Annotated in this window: 10 protein-coding genes; 9 read left to right on the top strand and 1 reads right to left on the bottom strand. The window is 73.6% G+C overall.

The window, feature by feature from the left end; translation table 11 throughout:
- Window positions 1-117: 117 nt before the first annotated feature.
- From LRD69_RS03370 to LRD69_RS03340, 7 genes are all read left to right on the top strand, one after another.
- On the top strand, window positions 118-1,350 hold the full coding sequence (locus tag LRD69_RS03370) for a glycosyltransferase family 1 protein (RefSeq protein WP_277325050.1): 1,233 nt from the start codon (window positions 118-120) through the stop codon (window positions 1,348-1,350).
- On the top strand, window positions 1,347-2,510 hold the full coding sequence (locus LRD69_RS03365; RefSeq protein WP_277325049.1) for a glycosyltransferase: 1,164 nt from the start codon (window positions 1,347-1,349) through the stop codon (window positions 2,508-2,510). Before LRD69_RS03370 ends, LRD69_RS03365 begins: the two co-directional genes overlap by 4 nt.
- A gap of 248 nt (window positions 2,511-2,758) precedes the next feature.
- On the top strand, window positions 2,759-3,643 hold the full coding sequence (locus LRD69_RS03360; protein WP_277329609.1) for an SGNH/GDSL hydrolase family protein: 885 nt from the start codon (window positions 2,759-2,761) through the stop codon (window positions 3,641-3,643).
- Window positions 3,640-7,293, top strand: coding sequence for a hydantoinase B/oxoprolinase family protein (locus tag LRD69_RS03355; RefSeq protein WP_277325048.1), 3,654 nt, complete (start codon window positions 3,640-3,642; stop codon window positions 7,291-7,293). The genes LRD69_RS03360 and LRD69_RS03355 overlap by 4 nt, the downstream gene beginning before the upstream one ends.
- A gap of 162 nt (window positions 7,294-7,455) precedes the next feature.
- Window positions 7,456-8,982, top strand: a complete 1,527-nt coding sequence (locus tag LRD69_RS03350) for a hypothetical protein (RefSeq protein ID WP_277325047.1) — start codon at window positions 7,456-7,458, stop codon at window positions 8,980-8,982.
- A 133-nt stretch (window positions 8,983-9,115) separates the two neighbouring features.
- Window positions 9,116-10,036, top strand: a complete 921-nt coding sequence (locus LRD69_RS03345; protein WP_277325046.1) for a hypothetical protein — start codon at window positions 9,116-9,118, stop codon at window positions 10,034-10,036.
- A gap of 53 nt (window positions 10,037-10,089) precedes the next feature.
- On the top strand, window positions 10,090-14,988 hold the full coding sequence (locus LRD69_RS03340; RefSeq protein WP_277325045.1) for a hypothetical protein: 4,899 nt from the start codon (window positions 10,090-10,092) through the stop codon (window positions 14,986-14,988).
- A 26-nt stretch (window positions 14,989-15,014) separates the two neighbouring features.
- On the opposite strand, the gene LRD69_RS03335 is transcribed toward LRD69_RS03340, so the two are convergent.
- A complete protein-coding gene (locus LRD69_RS03335; protein ID WP_277325044.1) occupies window positions 15,015-15,458 on the bottom strand; it encodes a hypothetical protein in 444 nt (147 codons plus the stop codon).
- Between the two features lie 401 nt (window positions 15,459-15,859).
- Between LRD69_RS03335 and LRD69_RS03330 the strand changes: the two genes are divergently transcribed.
- Window positions 15,860-18,775, top strand: a complete 2,916-nt coding sequence (locus LRD69_RS03330; RefSeq protein ID WP_277325043.1) for a nitrate- and nitrite sensing domain-containing protein — start codon at window positions 15,860-15,862, stop codon at window positions 18,773-18,775.
- Window positions 18,772-19,215 (top strand): roadblock/LC7 domain-containing protein, encoded by a 444-nt coding sequence (locus LRD69_RS03325; protein ID WP_277325042.1) that lies wholly within the window; start codon window positions 18,772-18,774, stop codon window positions 19,213-19,215. Before LRD69_RS03330 ends, LRD69_RS03325 begins: the two co-directional genes overlap by 4 nt.
- The last annotated feature ends 1 nt before the right edge of the window (window position 19,216 follow it).

Raw genomic sequence — 19,216 nt, 5'->3', positions numbered from 1 at the left:
GGCGCTTCGGGGGAGCGCGGCCCACCGGGCCGCGGAACGTCCAACGCTCATGGGACGTTCCCCGGGTGGAAAGATCCAAGTCGGCCCCGTCACGTCCGGCGCGACGACAACACGGGTATGCGTGTCGTCATCGTCACCGAATCCTTCCCGCCCGATGTCAACGGCGTGGCCCACTGCACCCTGCAGACCGCCCGGCACCTTGCCGCGCGTGGCCATGAGCCGCTCGTCATCGCACCGGCCACGGCCGGCGCGCCGACCACCTTCCGGTCCTCCGGTACGCCGGGGGGTGCGCCCACCGGCAGCGACCTCGCGGGCGCTCCGGCCTCCGCGGCCCCCCACCCGGACGCCTCCGGCATCCCCGACCTCTTCGCCTCGGACGCGCCCTGCCCCGTGGTGCGCGTCCCTTCCCTGCCCCTGCCCGGCTACTCGCAGGTCCGGGTGGCACTTCCGAGCCGCCGGCTGACGGCCGCCCTCGTCGCCCACCGGGCCGAACTCGTCCATCTCGCCGGACCGTTCGTGCTCGGGGTACGCGGCATGGCGGCGGCCGCCCGGCTCGGGCTGCCGGCCGTGGCCGTCTACCAGACCGATCTGGCCGGCTACGCCCGTACCTACCTCGGAGCCGGCGAGAACACCGCCTGGCGCAGGATGCGCGCCGTGCACGGCGCCGCCGACCGCACCCTCGCACCCTCCACCGCGGCCATCCGTGACCTCACCGCCCACGGGGTGGAGCGGGTGCGGCTGTGGCCGCGCGGCGTCGACACCGTACGGTTCCGGCCCGGCCTGCGTGACGAGGCGCTGCGTCACCGTCTCGCCCCCGGAGGCGAGAAGATCATCGGATACGTCGGCAGGCTCGCCCCGGAGAAGCACGTCGAACTCCTCGCCGGTGCCTGCCGGCTGCCCGGTGTGCGCGTCGTGGTCGTCGGGGACGGTCCCAGCGCCACCTCGCTGCGTGCGGCCCTGCCCGGTGCCGTCTTCCTCGGCCGCAGGACCGGGGACGATCTCGCCCGGCTGTTCGCCTCGCTCGACATGTTCGTGCACACCGGCCCGTACGAGACGTTCTGCCAGACCGTCCAGGAGGCCATGGCCTCCGGTGTGCCCGTGATCGCCCCGGCGGCGGGCGGGCCGCTCGACCTCGTCGACCACGGGCGGACCGGACTGCTGGTGCCGCCGCACGACGCCGACGCGGTACGGGGGGCCGTCGGCGCGCTCGCCGCGGACCCCACGCGGGCGGCGGCCTACGGGCGGGCAGGAAGGGCCACGGTCGAGGGCCGGACCTGGGAAGCCGTCGGCGATCAACTGCTGGACCACTACGACGAGGTGCTGCGCGGCCGGACGGCGGTGGCCGCATGACCGGGCACGAGCGGGGAACGGTCATCGTCCGCCTGGCGAACTTCGTCACCCCGTCCTCCGGCGGACTGCGCACCGCCTTGGACGACCTCGGCCGGGGCTATCTCGCAGCCGGGCACGAGCCGGTGCTCGTCGTGCCCGGTGACAGCGCGAGCGATGTACGGACCGCGCAGGGCAGGGTGATCACCCTCCCCGGACCGGTGCTCCCAGGCAGCGGCGGCTATCGCCTCATGACGGGCCGCCGCAGACTCCGCCACCTCCTGGAAACGCTGCGGCCCGACCGCCTTGAGGTCTCCGACCGCACGACCTTGCGCTGGACCGGCGAATGGGCACGCCGCGCCCGGGTGCCCGCCGTGATGGTCTCCCACGAGACGGCGGACGGGGTGCTGCGCACCTGGGGCGTTCCGGCGGTCGCGGCCGGGCGGGCCGCCGACCGGCTCAACACCCTCAGCGCCCACGCCTACACGCGGATCGTGTGTACGACGGAGTGGTCGGAGCGCGAGTTCATACGCATAGGTGCACGCAATGTGGTCCGCGCCCCGCTCGGCGTCGACCTGCGCCGCTGCCGCCCCGGCCGGCGCAGCCTGGTCCTGCGTGCCCGGCATGTCCGCGGCCGGTCCGTGCTGCTTCTGCTGTGCTCCCGGCTTTCGGTGGAGAAACGGCCCGGCAGGGCCCTGGACGCGCTCGCCGTCCTCGACGGCCTGGGTGTGCGTGCGACGCTGGTGGTCGCCGGTGACGGGCCGCTGCGCGCGGGGCTGGAGAGCCGGGCGCTGGCGGAGCGGCTGCCCGTCGAGTTCCTGGGGCATGTGCGGGACCGGGAGCGGGTGGCGGACCTGCAGGCCGCGGCCGACATCTGCCTGGCGCCCGGCCCCGCCGAGACGTTCGGCCTCTCGGCCCTGGAAGCACTGGCCTGCGGTACCCCGGTGGTGGCGAGCGCGAGCTCCGCGCTGCCCGAGGTGATCGGCGAAGCGGGAGTGGCCGCGGCGGACAGCGGCGAGGCATTCGCCGCGGCCGTTCAGGAGTTGCTGGCGCGTCCGGAAGCGGGGCGGCGCGCGGCGGCGAGACAACGCGCCGAACTCTTCGGCTGGGACCGCTCGGTGGCGGCGTTCCTGGCCGCCCACGAGGTGCCGGACCGGGGCGGGATACCGGGGGTGCAGGCATGACGGGGGTGGAGGTGCGGACGGAGGGTGTGGCGGGGCCCGCGGTTCCCGATGTGGATGCGGTGGGGGAGGGCGTCGGGCAGGCCGGTGCCGCGAGGTCCCGGCCCGGCGCTCCCGCACCGCTCGTGCCACGCGCATCATCCGCACCGCCGGCGCCGCAGGGACGTCCGGTGCCGCTCGTACAGACCACGCCGCCCCCGGCGGGCACTCCGTCCGCACCACCGGGGCGGCCCGTCGCCGACCGTCCCCCGATCCGCTTCGCCGCACTCGGGGACTCGTTCACCGAAGGACTCGGCGATCCCGTCCCCGGCGGCCGGCGCGGCTGGGCCGCGCTGCTCGCGGAGGGGATCGGTGACGGCCGCCGGAGCGTCGAGTTCCGGAATTTCGCCGTCAGCGGCTCGCTCGCCGGCGATGTCCGTGACGAGCAGGCCCCGGCCGCCGCCGCATTCCGGCCCGACCTCGCGTCCGTCGTCGTCGGGGTCAACGACATCCTTCGCCGGTCGTTCGACATCGGGTTCCTCGCCCGGCGGCTCGACGAAGTCTGCGCGCTCCTGACGGAGGGCGGAGCCGTGCTCCTGACGACCTGTCTGCCCGATCCCGGCGCCGTACTCGGGCTGCCCGCTCCGCTCGGCCGTCCGCTGGCCCGGCGGCAGCGGGCGGTGAACGCCGTCGTCCATGCACTGTCCGCGCGCTACGACGCCGTCCACCTGCACGCCTCGGACGGGGCATGGGTCCAGGACCGTTCGCTGTGGAGTGCCGACCGGCTCCATCCGTCCGAGCGCGGCCATCGCACGGTCGCAGCCGGCTTCCACGCGCTGCTCGCCGCCCGTGGTCTCGCCCACGGCGCCCCGCCCCGGCGCGAGCCGGAGCAGCCGCCGCCGAGCCGCGCCGACTCGCTGCTCTGGCTGGCCACGGCGGGCACCGGATGGCTGGTGCGCCGGAGCACCGATCTGCTGCCTCAACTGCTCTGCCTGGCAGGAGCGGAGGTACGGCACTGGGCGCGCGGCACGACCGGCCTGCTGGACCGGCGGGCCGACCTGGCGTTGCAGAGCGCGCTCGCCACCGTCACGTTCACGACGCTGCCCGCCGAGCCGTCCGCCCCGGCGTCCGTACGGCACGTCAGTATGGAGGCGTGACTGGACGCTGGGAGCTCTGGATCGACCGTGGCGGCACGTTCACCGACGTGGTGGGCCGCGATCCGGACGGGCGCCTGGTCACCCGTAAGCTTCTCTCGCACGACCCGGAGCGCTACCGGGACGCCGCCGTGGCCGGGATCCGCCTGCTGCTGGGGATCGGCCCCACCGACCCGGTGCCCGCCGACCGTGTCCGCACTGTGAAGATGGGTACGACCGTCGCCACCAACGCGCTGCTGGAGCGGCGCGGCGAGCCGACCGTCCTGGTCATCACCGAGGGATTCCGGGACGCCCTGCGCATTGCATACCAGAACAGGCCGCGCCTCTTCGACCGCCGCATCCAGCTGCCGGAGTCCGTGTACGACCGGGTGATCGAGGTCCCGGAACGGATCGACGCGCACGGCGGGACCGTCACGCCGCTCGACCTGGCAGCGACGGCGGAGCAGTTGAGAGCCGCGTCGGCCGACGGATTCCGCAGCGCGGCGGTCGTCCTGATGCACGGCTACCGGCACCCCGCACACGAGACCGCGGTCGCCGCTGCGGCCCGTGAGGCCGGTTTCACCCAGGTCAGCTGCTCCCACGAGGTCAGCCCGCTGATCAAGCTGGTGCCGCGCGGCGACACCACGGTCGTCGACGCCTATCTGTCGCCGATCCTGCGCCGGTACGTCGACGAGGTCGCCTGTGAACTGGACGCCATCCGGCTGATGTTCATGCAGTCCAACGGCGGACTGCGCGAGGCTGCGCACTTCCGCGGCAAGGACGCCGTGCTCTCCGGCCCGGCGGGCGGCGTCGTCGGCATGGCCCGTACGTCGGAACAGGCGGGTTTCGACCGCGTCATCGGCTTCGACATGGGTGGTACGTCCACCGATGTGTCGCACTACGCGGGCGGGTTCGAGCGTGAGCTCGGCACCCAGGTGGCCGGTGTGCGGATGCGCGCCCCCATGATGAACATCCACACCGTCGCGGCAGGCGGCGGCTCCGTCCTGCACTTCGACGGCCGGCGCTACCGGGTGGGACCCGACTCCGCGGGCGCCGTCCCCGGCCCGGCCTGCTACCGCCGCGGCGGGCCGCTCACCGTCACCGACGCCAATGTGATGCTCGGTCGGGTCCAGCCCGCGCACTTCCCCGCCGTCTTCGGGCCGGACGGAGATCTTCCGCTCGACGCCGATGTGGTGCGCGAGCGCTTCGGCGAACTCGCCGACGAGGTGGCCCGGGCCACCGGAACACGCCGTACCGCCGCCGAGGTAGCGGCCGGATTCCTGGAGATCGCCGTGCTCAACATGGCGAACGCGGTCAAGAAGATCTCCGTGGAACGCGGCCACGACATCACCCGCTACGCCCTCACCTCCTTCGGCGGGGCAGGCGGCCAGCACGCCTGCGCCGTCGCCGACGCACTCGGCATCGACACGGTCCTCGTCCCGCCGCTGGCCGGGGTGCTGTCCGCCTACGGCATCGGTCTCGCCGACGCCACCGCCATGCGCGAGCAGTCGGTCGAGGCCGGGCTGGACGACGAGGGGACACGGACCCGGCTGGCCGAGCTCCACGAGGAGCTGGCCGCCCGCACCCGCGCCGAACTGCGCACCGACGGCCTCCCGGACAGCGCGATCCGTACACACGCCCGGGTGTTCCTGCGCTACGCGGGTACGGACGCGAGCCTGCCCGTCGACCTGGACACCGCGCCCGCGATGACGGAGGCGTTCACGGCGGAACACCGCGCCCGCTACGGCTTCACCATGGACCGGCCCCTGCTCGTCGAGACGGTGTCGGTCGAGGCGACCGGCGCGGCCGGCCGGCACGTACCGCACCCGGTGGACCGACCGGCCCGTGAGGGTGCACCGCACCCGCACGACACGGTGCGGATGTTCGCCGAAGGCCGATGGCAGGACACCCCGCTCCACCGGCGCGCGGCCCTGCACCCGTCGGACGCCGTGACCGGTCCCGCCGTGATCGCCGAGGCCGATGCCACCACCGTCGTCGACCCGGGCTGGCAGGCCACCATCGGCGACACCGGCCATCTGCTGCTCACCCGGGTCCGTCCGCGCCCCGGCCGGACCGCGATCGGGACGCGGGTGGACCCCGTCATGCTGGAGGTGTTCAACAACCTCTTCATGTCGATCGCCGAGCAGATGGGCGTACGCCTGGAGAACACCGCCCACTCCGTCAACATCAAGGAGCGGCTCGACTTCTCCTGCGCTCTGTTCGACGCGGCCGGCAATCTGATCGCCAACGCCCCGCACATTCCGGTGCACCTCGGCTCGATGGGGGAGTCCATCAAGGAGGTGCTGCGGCGCAACGGCGACACGATGCGCCCCGGCGATGTGTACGCCATCAACGACCCGTACCACGGGGGCACGCATCTGCCCGATGTGACCGTCGTGACGCCGGTGTTCGACAGCCGCGGGACGCCCGGCGACGGTCGCTCCGGGCTGCGGTTCCTGGTGGCGTCACGCGGCCATCACGCCGAGATCGGCGGCATCACCCCCGGGTCGATGCCCGCCTTCAGCCGCACCATCGACGAGGAAGGGGTGCTGTTCGACAACTGGCTGCTGGTGCGGCGCGGCACGTTCCGTGAGGCCGGGACCCGGGACCTGCTCACCGGCGCCGCGTATCCGTCGCGCGACCCGGACACCAATCTCGCCGACCTGCGCGCCCAGATCGCCGCCAACGAGAAGGGCATCGCGGAACTGCGGCGCATGGTGGACCAGTTCGGCCCCGAGGTCGTCGACGCATACATGGGCCATGTGCAGGACAACGCCGAGGAGTCCGTACGCCGGATCATCGCGGACCTGCGCGACGGTTCGTACCGCTACGAGACCGACAACGGCGCGGTGATCGACGTCGCGCTGACCGTGGACCGTGCCGCCCGCAGTGCCGTCGTCGACTTCACCGGCACCTCACCGCAGCAGCCGGGGAACTTCAACGCCCCGAAGTCCGTCGTCATGGCCGCCGTGCTGTACGTCTTCCGGACCCTGGTCGCCGACGACATCCCGCTCAACAGCGGCTGCCTCGAACCCCTGGAGGTCAGGATCCCGGAGGGCTCGATGCTGGCGCCCGTCCACCCCGCGGCCACCGTCGCGGGCAATGTGGAGACCTCCCAGGCCGTCACGGGCGCGCTGTACGCGGCGCTCGCCGTCCAGGCCGAGGGCTCCGGCACCATGAACAACCTGACCTTCGGCAACGACCGTGTGCAGTACTACGAGACGGTGGCCAGCGGGTCGGGCGCGGGCGACGGCTTCGACGGCACCGACGCGGTGCAGACCCATATGACCAACTCCCGCCTCACCGACCCCGAAGTCCTCGAATGGCGCTACCCGGTGCTGCTGGAGAGCTTCCAGGTGCGCGAAGGAAGCGGGGGAACGGGCCGCTGGCACGGCGGGTGCGGGGTGGAACGCAGACTCCGGTTCCTCGAACCCGTCACGGTGGCGCTGCTCTCCGGGCACCGCCGCGTCCCGCCGTACGGCATGGCGGGCGGCGGACCGGGCGCGCTGGGCAGCCAGCACATCGAGCGCGCCGGCGGGCAGGCGGTCACCTCGCTGAAGGGGTGCGACACGGCCGAGCTGGCCCCCGGCGATGTGCTGGTCCTGCGCACACCGGGCGGCGGAGGCTACGGGACCCGGCGGCGCGGGGACCCGCCGGCGCCGGAACCTGGGTGACCTCGGCGGGGCTGCGAACGCCCGGACGGCCGCGGAGTGGTGCCTGTCACGTTCCGCCGCCGCGCTGCGGCCGGCCGTGGTGCGGTCCGGCCGGCGATGGGGCAACCGGTAGCTTCTGCGCCGTTTCGACCGTTGTCAGTGTGAGGACCTAATCTGTGCAGCGTGACTTCGCCTGCCTACACGGACAACGCTGCGCCCCAGCTCAGCGCGGGGCCGCGGCCTGCCACGGGCCCGGCCGCCGACGAGGGGCTCGCGCGGCGGCTGCGCGCGCTCGCCTGCACGGCGCCGCTGCACGACCTCGACGTGCGCAAGGCGAATCTGGCCGGTGAGTACACGGTCTACTCGATGGCGGAGGTGGCGCTCGCCGTCATCGACCTGGTCACGCTCAACATGGACTTCGACACGGGCGCCGACCACGAGCAGATAGTGACCAGGGTGCTCCCGCGCGTCGCGGCCCAGGCCCCGCGCCGCCCTGCCGCGGAGCATGAGCGGGTGGCCCGCTGGGTGCTGGAGAACCTGATCAACGTCGGAAGCGTGGACCGCGGTTTCCGTGCGGTGTACGGCACCTTCGGCCCCGACGGCGTCTATGTCCGCAGGGACTACGACTTCAAGCTGATCGAAGAGGTACCGGGATACGGCGGCAGCGTCTACCTGCGGGCCACCGACGAAGCGGTCAACGTGCTGGTCGGAGCCCTCGACACGGACGTCACCAGCGCCCAGATCGCCGCCGAGGTGAAGCTGGAGGTCCTGATCAGCAGGGGCCGCCTGGCCGACGCGCAGCTCGCCGCCGAACAGGCCCGCTACCGCACCGTGCAGTACGCGCAGACCCTCCGCAGGACGCTGGAGGCGACCCGGCGCAACGTCAGGGCCGTCGACTGGCTCAACGCCGTGCCCGACATGATCGCCGAGGCGCTGGACCACGTGGCCGACCGCTACCGCCACGAGAACGCGATCCTCACCAACATCCGCAAGGCCCGGGACGAGGCGGAGGACCCGGAGCACAAGCGCCGCGCCGCCGAGCTCGTCGACATCGTCAAGGACTGCATCCGCCGCCACACCCAGCTCCAGTCCCGCCTGCTGGAGGCCGGACCGCTGTTCCGCGCCGAGCAGGACCGGCAGGCGTTCGCCACCCCCACGGCCAGGACCGGACTCGACCTGTACGGGCAGCTGGTCGCCCCGCTGCTGCCGCTCCCCGTCGAGCAGGCCACCCGCGTCACCGACGCGTTCTTCGCCCACGGCACGGGGCTGCGCACGCCCCCGTCGGTCCGGGTGGGCGACCTGGTCGACATGCTGCTCACCCCGCCCGTCGAGCGGGAGCACCTGGGCGCCGAGATGCCCGAGCCGGACCTGATCGCAACCCCGGACGACAGCAGGTTCAGCGAGGAGCAGCTCGCGAGCGCCATGCACCTCCTCGATCTGGAGCACGACGCACCCCGCCGGCTCTCCGGGCTCCTCGCCGAGGCCCGGCGGCGCGATCCGGACCTGCCCTATCTGGTCGCTCTTCTGGCCGTCCACGCGGCATCCCCGCCGGTCGGCACGGCCTACCGGCAGGGAGAGCGGCGCCTGCTGTTCGCCGTCGACGACGGGACCGAGCTCGACGACCCGGAGTTCGGCGGCGCCGATCTGATCGTGGGCATGGCCCTGCTGGACGCGGCCGGAATGGCCGCGGACCGCTCGGAGGCGGCATGACCCGGCGCGGACGCCGGGTCCGCCCGCGTCCCCATCCCGCCCATCTCCGGCCGGGCGCCTCCGCGTGCGCCGACGCCGGCGCCGGCGCCGTCCACCCCGTACCACCGAACTTCCGCACCGAGGAGCGACCGTCGTGAGCGACCACCGCGCAGAGCACACCGACGCGTGGGGCGAGCCGACCGCCGGGTACGCAACCGACGGCGAAGCCGCCCACGAGACGACGGCGCCCACCGCCGTCACCCCGGCCGACGCCGCCGACGCCGCCCGGCTCGTCGCCTTCGGACTGCAGCCCAAGCTGTTGCCCGCCCGCGACGCCGAATACGCGGAGCTGCTGCGCCGCTACCGCGAGGAGACCCCCTTCGCCAGGCTCGCCGATGCCGTGGCCACCGGACTCGGACTCGTCGTCCTGGAGGTGTCCACCCGGGCCGGCATGGCCGTGACGGCGGGCGAGGACTCGGTCTTCGCCGTCCGCATGGGCGACTACGCCCGCCGTGCCTCCTCCGACTCCGCCGACCGCTTCCTGCACGGACTGGCCCACCTCGCCGTCGCCGCCATGGCCTTCCCACGCCCCGAGGACCTCGCCGACGACGCGTACATCGGCCGGATCACGGTCAACGGCGTCGACGCGTTCGTACGCCAGGCCTGCCACCGCCTGGAGGAGCGCGCCGAGGAGCACGGCGACAACACCGACCCGGCGACCGACGCCCCCGGCTTGGAAGCGGCCTGGCGGATCTACGCCCGGCGCAGCGCGACCGGCGCGACGAAGGACGCCCGGCGGCTGGCCGGCTCGACAACCGGCATCGTCGGGAAGGCCGTCGCCTTCCTCACCGATTCCGGCTTCCTCCAGCGCACCGGGGACGACGCCGGAGGCGCTTTCCGTACCACCGCCCGCTACCAACTGCAGGTCCGTGACATGGCGGGCACCGCCGCCATGGCCGAACTGCTGGAGCTCGGCGTCGTACCCGTCACGGACGGCGCGGCGACGCTGCTGCCGCCGCCCCACGGCGACGACCTGGAACTGGCGGCCGACGCAGGTCTGCCCTTCCACGCCTGAGCACCCCACCGCCGCCCCCCCTTCTGCTTTCCGAACGACGAGAGTCCGCCGCCATGTACGAGCTGTCCCGGGTCCGCCTCTACTCCATCGGGCCTGCCGGTGCGCGCTACGCCGACACCGTGCTTGACCTGCGCGGAGTGGGCGAGCCCGTGCCCCACCCCGCCCCGGCCCAGGCGGAGTTCTTCGAGGAGGAGCCGGTCGGCCCGCCGCGCCGCCCCGCGCCCGCCGGTGTGCTCTTCCTGGAGAACGGCGGCGGCAAGTCCGTCCTGCTGAAGCTGATCTTCTCGGTGATGCTGCCGGGCCACCGCAACACCCTGGGCGGCGCCAGCTCCGGCGTCCTGCGCAAGTTCCTGCTCGCCGACGACTGCGGCCATGTGGCCCTGGAGTGGCAGCACACCCTCACCGGCGAGTGCGTGGTCGTCGGCAAGGTCAGCGAGTGGCGCGGGCGGCAGGTCTCCAACGACCCGCGGAAGTTCGCCGAAGCCTGGTACTCCTTCCGCCCCGGGCCCGGGCTCAGTCTTGACTCGCTGCCGGTCGCCGAGGCCACCGCCGTCGGACGCCCCGTCGAAGGCACCTCCGGGGCCCAGGGCAGGCGACGCACCATGAAGGGCTTCCGGGACGCCCTCACGGACGCGGGCAAGTTCTACCAGCACCTCGATGTGTACTGGGAAGAGATCCACGACCGGTGGAACGAGCACCTCGGCGACCTCGGTCTCGACCCCGAACTCTTCCGCTACCAGCGCGAGATGAACGCCGACGAGGGCGAGGCCGCGGGGCTCTTCGCGGTCAAGAAGGACTCCGACTTCACTGACCTGCTGCTCCGCGCCGTCACCGACACCCGGGACACGGACGGCCTCGCCGACCTCGTCAGCGGCTTCGGCAACAAGCTGGGCCGCCGGGCCGAACTGACCGCGGAACGCGACTTCACCGCGGGCTCGGTCGATCTGCTCGGCCGGATCGTCGAGGCCGCAGACACCCGTTCCCGCACCCGTGACGTCCACGCGGGCGCCGAGCGCCGTACCCGTACCCTCGCGCGCAGGCTCTCCGCCCGGGCCGCCGAGGAGCGCGGCCGCACCGCCGACCTCGCCCAGCAGGTGACGGGCGCCGCGCACACCGTCACCGCCGCCGAGGAGGCCCGCAGCCGCAGCGCGCTCATCGCCGCCGAGCTCGCCTACCGGCACGCGTCCCTGGCGCTGGCCGCGGCCGAGAAGGGCGCCGCCGCCCAGCGCCGGGAACTGGCCGACGCCCGCACCCTGCACTCCGCCTGGCAGGCAGCCGAAGCCGTGCTGCGCCACCGCGCCGCCGCCGACCGGTCCGCGCGCGTCGCCGCCGCCATCCGCGAGGCCGAGCGCGACGCCGCACCGGCGCTCGCCGCCCGGGCCACGGCCGCCGCCGACCTCGTACGCGCGCTGCACACCGCAGCCGAGGCCGGCGAGCAGGTGGCCAACGAGGAGGAGGAGCGCTCCGACACCCTTCAGGCCGCGGGCGAGACCGCCCACCGGGACGCCACCACCGCCGCCACCGAGGCCCAGCGCGCCCGCAGCGAGGCCGGACATCTGCGCCAGCGCCTCGCCGAGGTCGAGCAGGAGACCGCCGAGGCCGTACGGGCGGGCTGGCTCGACAACACCGCTCCGGACGCCGACCCGGCGCGCGCCGCCCTCGCGGCGAGCGACGCCGAGAAGTCCACCGTCGCCGCGTGGAACACCGCCAGGGAGGCCGCCGTCGCCGCCGCCGACCGGGCCAGGGAAGCGGCGGCCGCCGAGAGCCGGGCCGAGCTGGCCGCGGCGCGGGCCGCCGACGGTGCGCAGGCGGCGCAACAGTCGTACGAGGCCGAGTTCAGGGCCGCCGAGTCGATCGCCGCCGACCCTCGCCTCGCGGACCTGCTGGGCCTGCCCCAGGCTCACGGCACCGGAGTACCGCGGCCCCGCCGGGGCACCGCCGGAATCGAGCCGGGCACGGCGGCGGACATCGCCGAAGCGCATGCCACCGGTCCTCATGGCGCATCCCGGGACCGCCATGGGGACTCCACCGGCACCGCGGCCGCCGGATCCGACCGGCCGGCGGCCGACGCCGACCACGGTGACGGCGCCGCTCACACCGTCGCCACCGAACGGCCCCTCACCGCCGAGGAGCTCGACCGCAGCGCCGACGAACTGCGGGACCTGCTCGATCAGGGCATCTCCGCCGCCGAACGGCGCCTCTTCGAACTGCGCACCGCGGCTGCCGACGACTCCCGCATCCTCGGCGCGCTCGGCGACGGCGGGCTGCTGCCGCCCGGGCCCGACGTCCTCGCCACCGTCGAATACCTCGGCGAGCACGGCATCCCCGCCCTGCCCGGCTGGCGCTACCTCGCCCAGGCCGTCGACCCCGCCGACCACGCGGCGGTGCTCGCCGCCCGTCCCGAGCTCGTCGACGGCGTGGTCATCACCGACACCGACTCGCACGCCCGCGCCCGCGAAGTCCTGGGCAGCGCCGCCCTGCTGCCGCGCTCCGCCGTCGCCGTCGGCACCACAGCCGCGCTGCTGGCCCCCGTACCGGCGACCGGAACAGGCTTCGACGCGGACGGCGTGTTCCTCGTCCCGCCGAACCCCGCGATGCACGACGAGCACGCCGCCGACGAGGAGCGGCAGGCGCTCAGAAGCCGGGCGGCCGCACGCGACGAGGACATCCGTACGCTCGCTGCCCGCCTCACCGGCGACCGGTCGCTCGCCGCCCGCATCGGCTCCTGGCGCGCCGACTGCCCGCCCGGCATGCTCGCCGAGCTCGCCGAAGCCGCGCGCACCGCCCGCACAGCAGCCGAGACGGCCCGGGCCACCCTTGCCGAGGCCCGTACGGTGCGCGCCGAGGCCGACGAAGCCGCCGCGGACACCGCCCGTGTCCGCGACGAGCGCCAGGAGGCCGCCCAGCGGGCCCGTCGCGCCGCCGACGCCCTCGCGGGCCTGGCCCACCGTCTTCGCGAGCGCGCCGCCTGGCAGACCAAGCTGCGCGAACTGACCGAAGAGGCAGCCGAGTCCGAGGCCCGGGCCACCGTCTGCCTGGAGCGGGCCCGCGCGGCCGACGAGGACCGCAGGGCCGCCCAGCGCGCCGCCGACGACGCCCGCCGCACCGCCCGCGCCCTGCGGGCCGAACGCGCCGAGATCGCGGGCGCCCCGGAGAACCTCCCGGAGCCCGGGGGCGACGCCCCGCGTCCCGCCCTCCCCGCCCTGCGCGAGGCGTACCGGGCCGCATCCCAGCTGTACGAGAAGGTGGGCGTCGGCGCCGACCTGCGCGCCGAACAGGCCCGCGCCGAGAGCGACGAGAGCGCCGCCCTCGCCGAGCTGGACCGGCTCACCAACAAGGTCCGCAGCCGGGCCGCCCAGCTCCTCGAAGGCACCGACGGCGCCGACGGCCCGTCCCGGCAGGCTGCCGCCGCCCGCGCCGAGTCCCTGGTCCAGCTCCTGGAGACCCGGGCGTCCACGGCGAGCGAGCAGCTCGGCCGGCTGCGCGGCGAGGCCGAGCGCCTGGCCCCGGCCGACGGCGAGACCCACCACACCGAGCTCCCCGACGAGCTGGCCCCCGCCGACGCCGAGCAGGCCCAGGACCTCCTGCGTACCGCCACGGCCGAACTCGGCACCGCCATCGGCGCCCTGGACACAGCCCGCGCCGTACATGGCGAGCTGCTGCACGCCCACCGCACCGCCGAGGCCTCCGCCGGCGGCTTCGACGAGACCGCGGCCCTCCTGCGCGACCTGCTCAGGGACCACGGCGCGGACGACGAGCCCGAGTCCCCGGATCCGTACCCGGGCAGTCTCGACGAGGCACGGCAGTCCGCCGCCGAGGCCCGCCGCTCACTGCGCGGCTGCGCCGCGGACCTCTCCGCGGCGGAGAGCGCGGTGCGCGACGCGAGCGACGTGCTCGTACGGCACGCCAACTCCACCCGCTACGAGCAGGTCCGTACCCCGGCCCGCCAGCAGATCCGTGAACTCCCGGCAGCCGCCCTGCCCGAGCACGCCGAGAAGTGGGCCGCCGCCTTCGCCCCCCGCCTCCGTGTCCTCACCGACGAGCTGGCCCAGCTGGAGCGCAACCGCGACTCCATCGTCGACCGGCTGCGCGGGCTCGTGGAGTCCGCGCTCACCACTCTGCGCTCCGCCCAGCGGCTCTCCCAGCTCCCCGAGGGGCTGGGGGAGTGGTCCGGTCAGGAGTTCCTCCGGATCCGCTTCGAGGAGCCCGACCAGGCAACGCTCACCGAGCGGCTCGGCGAAGTGATCGACGAGGCCACCCGCGCCGCTCTCAGGAAGAACTCCGATCTGCGCCGCGACGGCATGTCCCTCCTGCTGCGCGGCGTCCAGGCGGCACTGGAGCCCAAGGGCATCGCCGTGGAGATCCTGAAGCCGGACGCGGTGCTCCGCGCCGAACGTGTCCCGGTCGGTCAGATGGGCGACGTCTTCTCCGGTGGTCAGCTGCTCACCGCGGCCATCGCCCTGTACTGCACGATGGCCGCGCTCCGCAGCAACGACCGGGGCCGCGACCGGCACCAGCATCGCCATGCGGGCACGCTCTTCCTCGACAACCCCATCGGCCGCGCCAATGCCACGTATCTGCTGGAGCTCCAGCGCGCGGTGTCGGACGCCCTCGGCGTACAACTGCTTTACACCACGGGCCTGTTCGACACGACCGCCCTCGCGGAATTCCCGCTGGTCATCCGGTTGCGCAATGACGCGGACCTGCGGGCGGGCCTGAAGTACATCAGCGTGGAGGAGCATCTGCGCCCCGGTCTGCCGCAGCAGGACCCGAACGGCGAGACGGTGCACGGCGAGATCACCGCCACCCGCATGTTCAAGCGCACCCCGACGACGCCCGAGGCGTCAGCGGTGACCGAGACCGCGGGGATCCCTCAGCAGACGCAGGAGAGTCCTGCGACCCCACAGGTCCCGGAATCCTCCCGGGTCCCCGGCACCACGACCGACGACTGACCCCAACTCCCCGTCGGAGCGCGTGCTCAAGCCCGGGACAGGCTGCTCGCGCCCCGGCGGCGTATCCGCGCGCGCTCCCGCTCCGCAGCGCGGGCCGTCCGTCGCGCCGCGCGCCGTTCCCGGCGCAGCCGCCGCGCCGAACTGCTCGGCACGGACACCACACCATGGCGCTGATTCCAGACCTGACGGGTCACCCATACGTCCAGCACCGACCAGGTCGCGACCACCGTGCTGCCCACACTGCTCAGCAGCATGGGGAACGCCAGCCAGGAACCCGTCATCGTGCACAGCAGAGCCACCATGGCCTGAATGATCGTCAGCGACATGATGAGCACGGCACGCACGGCCGCCGTGCGCACCGGATCCGGCATTCGCCACCGTATCGCGGGCTCCTCGACCCACAACGGCTGACGTGGGATCCCTGTCCCGCTCCCCGTCGACACCGGGCTCCGACGCTCTTCCGTGTCCAAGGACCCTCAACTCCCCACCGCTGTCCGACTTCAGGGTTGCTGCCCGGCATGCGCCGTTTCTACGCGGGCGGACCCCACCGTCCTGCCATACGTGCGTCCCGCACTCCCCGTCCCTCGTACAGACAGACGAGTGACCGGTGGTGAAGATTCCCCCGATCCCTCGTGGAACGCATAGTTCCGGCCAACTGATGGCCGAGGGGTTACGGGGCCGTGTGGGGTCTCTTCTGCCGCTTTCGCGGAATTCATCTCCTGGAACGCCGCGACAACTCATGATCAACCATCGGGAGCGCGGCTGAAAACAGTCCGGACATGTCTTCGAGTTGGCTGTGCGGCAGTAGTAGGCTCGCGCCGTTTATTGACGGAACACCACCCCGCTGTGCGGGGCCGAGCTGGGGGAGGCCATGCGCTTTCGCGGAAAGTCCATCCGCAGGAAGATCGTGGCGTTGCTGCTCGTGCCGCTCGTCTCCCTCACCGCACTGTGGGTCTTCGCCACCTTTCTGACCGGCCGCGAAGCCGGCGATCTGATGGGCGCGAGCAACGTCGTGGAGCAGGTCGGCCGTCCCCTCGAGGACACCGTCCGCGGCATTCAGGACGAGCGCCGCCGGACACTCGTCTTCCTCGCCGACCCCCGCGCCTCCGATGCCCTTCCCCTGCTGCGCCGCCAACGGGCCGCCACCGACCGGGTCGTGGCGGACGTCAAGGAGAGCGCTCGGCAGAAGGGCATTCGGGACGCGCTGGGCCCCGATGCCGAGGCGCAGCTCAATGCGGTTCTCAGCGCGGTCGAAGGCCTTGGCACACTCCGCGACTCGGTCGAGCGGCGCACCATCGACCGCGGCCAGGCGCTGGAGTTCTACAACCGTCTCATCGACCCCTGCTATCACTTTCTGACCGGCCTCCACATGACGGAGAACGTGTCGATGGACCAGCAGGTGCGTGCGCTGGCCGGCATATCCCGGGCCCGCGAAATGCTCTCCCGGGAGGACGCCCTGGTCGCCTCGGCGCTCATTGCCGGACGGTTCGACGCGCCCGAGCTGAGGCAGATCTCCGACCTCGTCGCCAACCGCAAGCTGCTCTACGAGATCAACACCGAGGTCCTCCCGCCGGCGGAGCGCCGACGCGTCGAGCAGTACTGGGCGAGTCCGGACAGCGAACCGCTGCGCACGGCCGAGAACAAGATCCTCGCCGCCGGCCCGGCCGGCGCCCCCCGTGCGGTCGACGCCGAACGCTGGCAGGAGGTCGCCCCGCCGGTCCTCGACCGGCTGGCCAACGACTCGACCGAGATGACCAACCGCTTCCAGGACCGCAGCACGCCGGCGAGCCGCAGCGTCCTGATCAAGGCCGGTGTGGCCGGTGTCCTCGGCTTCCTCGCCCTGCTCGTCTCCGTCTTCGTCTCCGTACGCATAGGCCGCGAACTCGTCCGCGACCTCTCCCGGCTCCGCAAGGACGCCCACGAGGTCTCCGGCGTACGGCTGCCGAGCGTGATGCGCCGCCTCGCCGCGGGCGAGCACGTGGACGTCGAGACCGAGGCCCCGCATCTCACGTACGAGAAGGACGAGATCGGCCAGGTCGGCCAGGCGCTCAACACCCTGCAGCGCGCCGCCGTCGAGGCCGCGGTCAAACAGGCCGACGTGCGACGCGGCGTATCCGAGGTCTTCGTCAACCTCGCCCGCCGCAACCAGGTGCTGCTGCACCGGCAGTTGACGCTCCTGGACGCCATGGAGCGCCGCACCGAGAACACCGAGGAGCTTGCCGACCTCTTCCGCCTCGACCACCTCACCACCCGCATGCGGCGGCACGCCGAGGGACTCGTGATCCTGTCCGGCGCGGCGCCGTCCCGGCAGTGGCGCAAACCGATCCAGCTGATGGACGTCGTGAGGGCAGCGGTCGCCGAGGTCGAGGACTACGAGCGGATCGAGGTCCGCCGCCTGCCGCGGATCGGCGTCGGCGGTCCCGCCGTCGCCGACCTCACCCATCTCATCGCCGAACTCCTGGAGAACGCCACGGTGTTCTCGCCCCCGCACACCGCGGTCCAGGTGCACGGCGAGCGGGTCGCCAACGGCTTCACCCTCGAAATCCACGACCGCGGACTGGGCATGCCCCCCGAAGTCCTGCTGGACGCCAATCTGCGGCTCGCCGAGACCCCCGAGTTCGAGCTCTCCGACACCGACCGGCTCGGCCTCTTCGTGGTCAGCCGACTGGCACAGCGGCAGAACGTCCGCGTCTCCCTGCAGACGTCTCCGTACGGAGGAACCACCGCCGTCGTCTTCATGCCGGCGGCCCTGCTCACCGACGCGCCGGAGACGCACGGCTCCGGATTCAGGCTCGACCGCCGCGCCGACAAGGCGATCGGCAGCGGCCGCCCGGGCGACGCGAGTCCGCGCAGCGACAAGGACCGTAGGGACGGCGTGGCGGACCGGAGCACGGGCGGCGCGGGGCCCAGGAGCCTCGCCCCGGTCCCGGCCGGCCGCGTCGGCCCGTCCGTCCTTGACGGGCCGGTCGAGCTCGAAGGCCCGGTCGAGGCCCTCGACTTCGAGACCGACCCCGTACTCGCCCCCGTCATGGACCCGATGCTGACCCCGGTACTCGACGGGGTGTCCGACATCGACGACACCGAGAGCGAGCGCGGCGGCATCTTCCGCGCCCGCGGTGTCCGCCGCGACGGCGACCGCGACCAGCACCAGCAGGCCGCCGATGACACGGCCGACGTCCGGGCGGTGCGCCCGGACGGCCCGGTGCCGCTGCCCCGCCGCAAGCCGCCGACGCCGCTCGGCGGCCGCGGCCACCGGGCCGGCGAGACCGGCCGCGCGCACCCCACGACCACCGGCCCGGAGCGCTCACGCGCCGGAGCCGGTGCGTCGCCGCACGATTCCGGGAAGCCCGCCACAGGCTCCCGGCAGCCCGCCGCCGAGACCCGGCGGCCCACCGAACCCCGGCAGCCCACCGGCTTCCGGAGACCGACCGAGCCCGCCACGTCCGCACTCGCACCCGTGCCGGCACCGCCTGCGTCGACGCCATCGACTGCACCTTCCTCCCCCTCCGCCGCACCGTCCTCGCAGCCGGGGACCGTGGGCGGGCTGCCCCGCCGGGTCCGGCAGGCCAGCCTCGCTCCGCAGCTGCGCGACGTCTCCGGCGGCCGCGCTCCAGAGCCGGCCGGTACGGAGTCCGCCGAGGACATCGAGCGGGACGCGGACGAGGTGCGCACGCGCATGGCATCGCTTCAGCGCGGCTGGCAGCGCGGCCGCCGGCAGAACGCCGAGGACGTGACCGGCTCCGGTGAGACAGCGCAAGGAACCACTCCGGGAGGGGACGGTCGATGACCGCACCGAACGCCGCAGCACCCCACGCCGCACGCCAGGGATCCGGCGAACTCAACTGGCTCCTCGACGAACTCGTCGAGCGCGTCGGCTCCATCCGCAAGGCGCTGGTGCTCTCCAGCGACGGCCTTCCCACCGGCACGTCCAAGGACCTGACCCGGGAGGACGCCGAACATCTGGCAGCCGTCGCCTCCGGTTTCCACAGTCTCGCCAAGGGCGTCGGACGCCACTTCGACGCGGGCCGTGTCCGCCAGACCGTCGTCGAACTCGACGAGGCGTTCCTGTTCGTCACGGCCGCCGGCGACGGCAGTTGTCTCGCCGTGCTGGCCGACTCCGACTCCGACGTGGGCCAGGTGGCGTACGAGATGACGCTGATGGTCAAGCGTGTGGGGGCCCACCTGGCCAACGCCCCCCGGACGTCCGGTCTGCCCGCCGGAGGGTGAG

Source organism: Streptomyces sp. JH14, from assembly GCF_029428675.1.
Lineage (GTDB): Bacteria > Actinomycetota > Actinomycetes > Streptomycetales > Streptomycetaceae > Streptomyces.
Note: the sequence above shows the minus strand (reverse complement) of the source record. Positions and strands in the feature narration are given on the sequence as shown.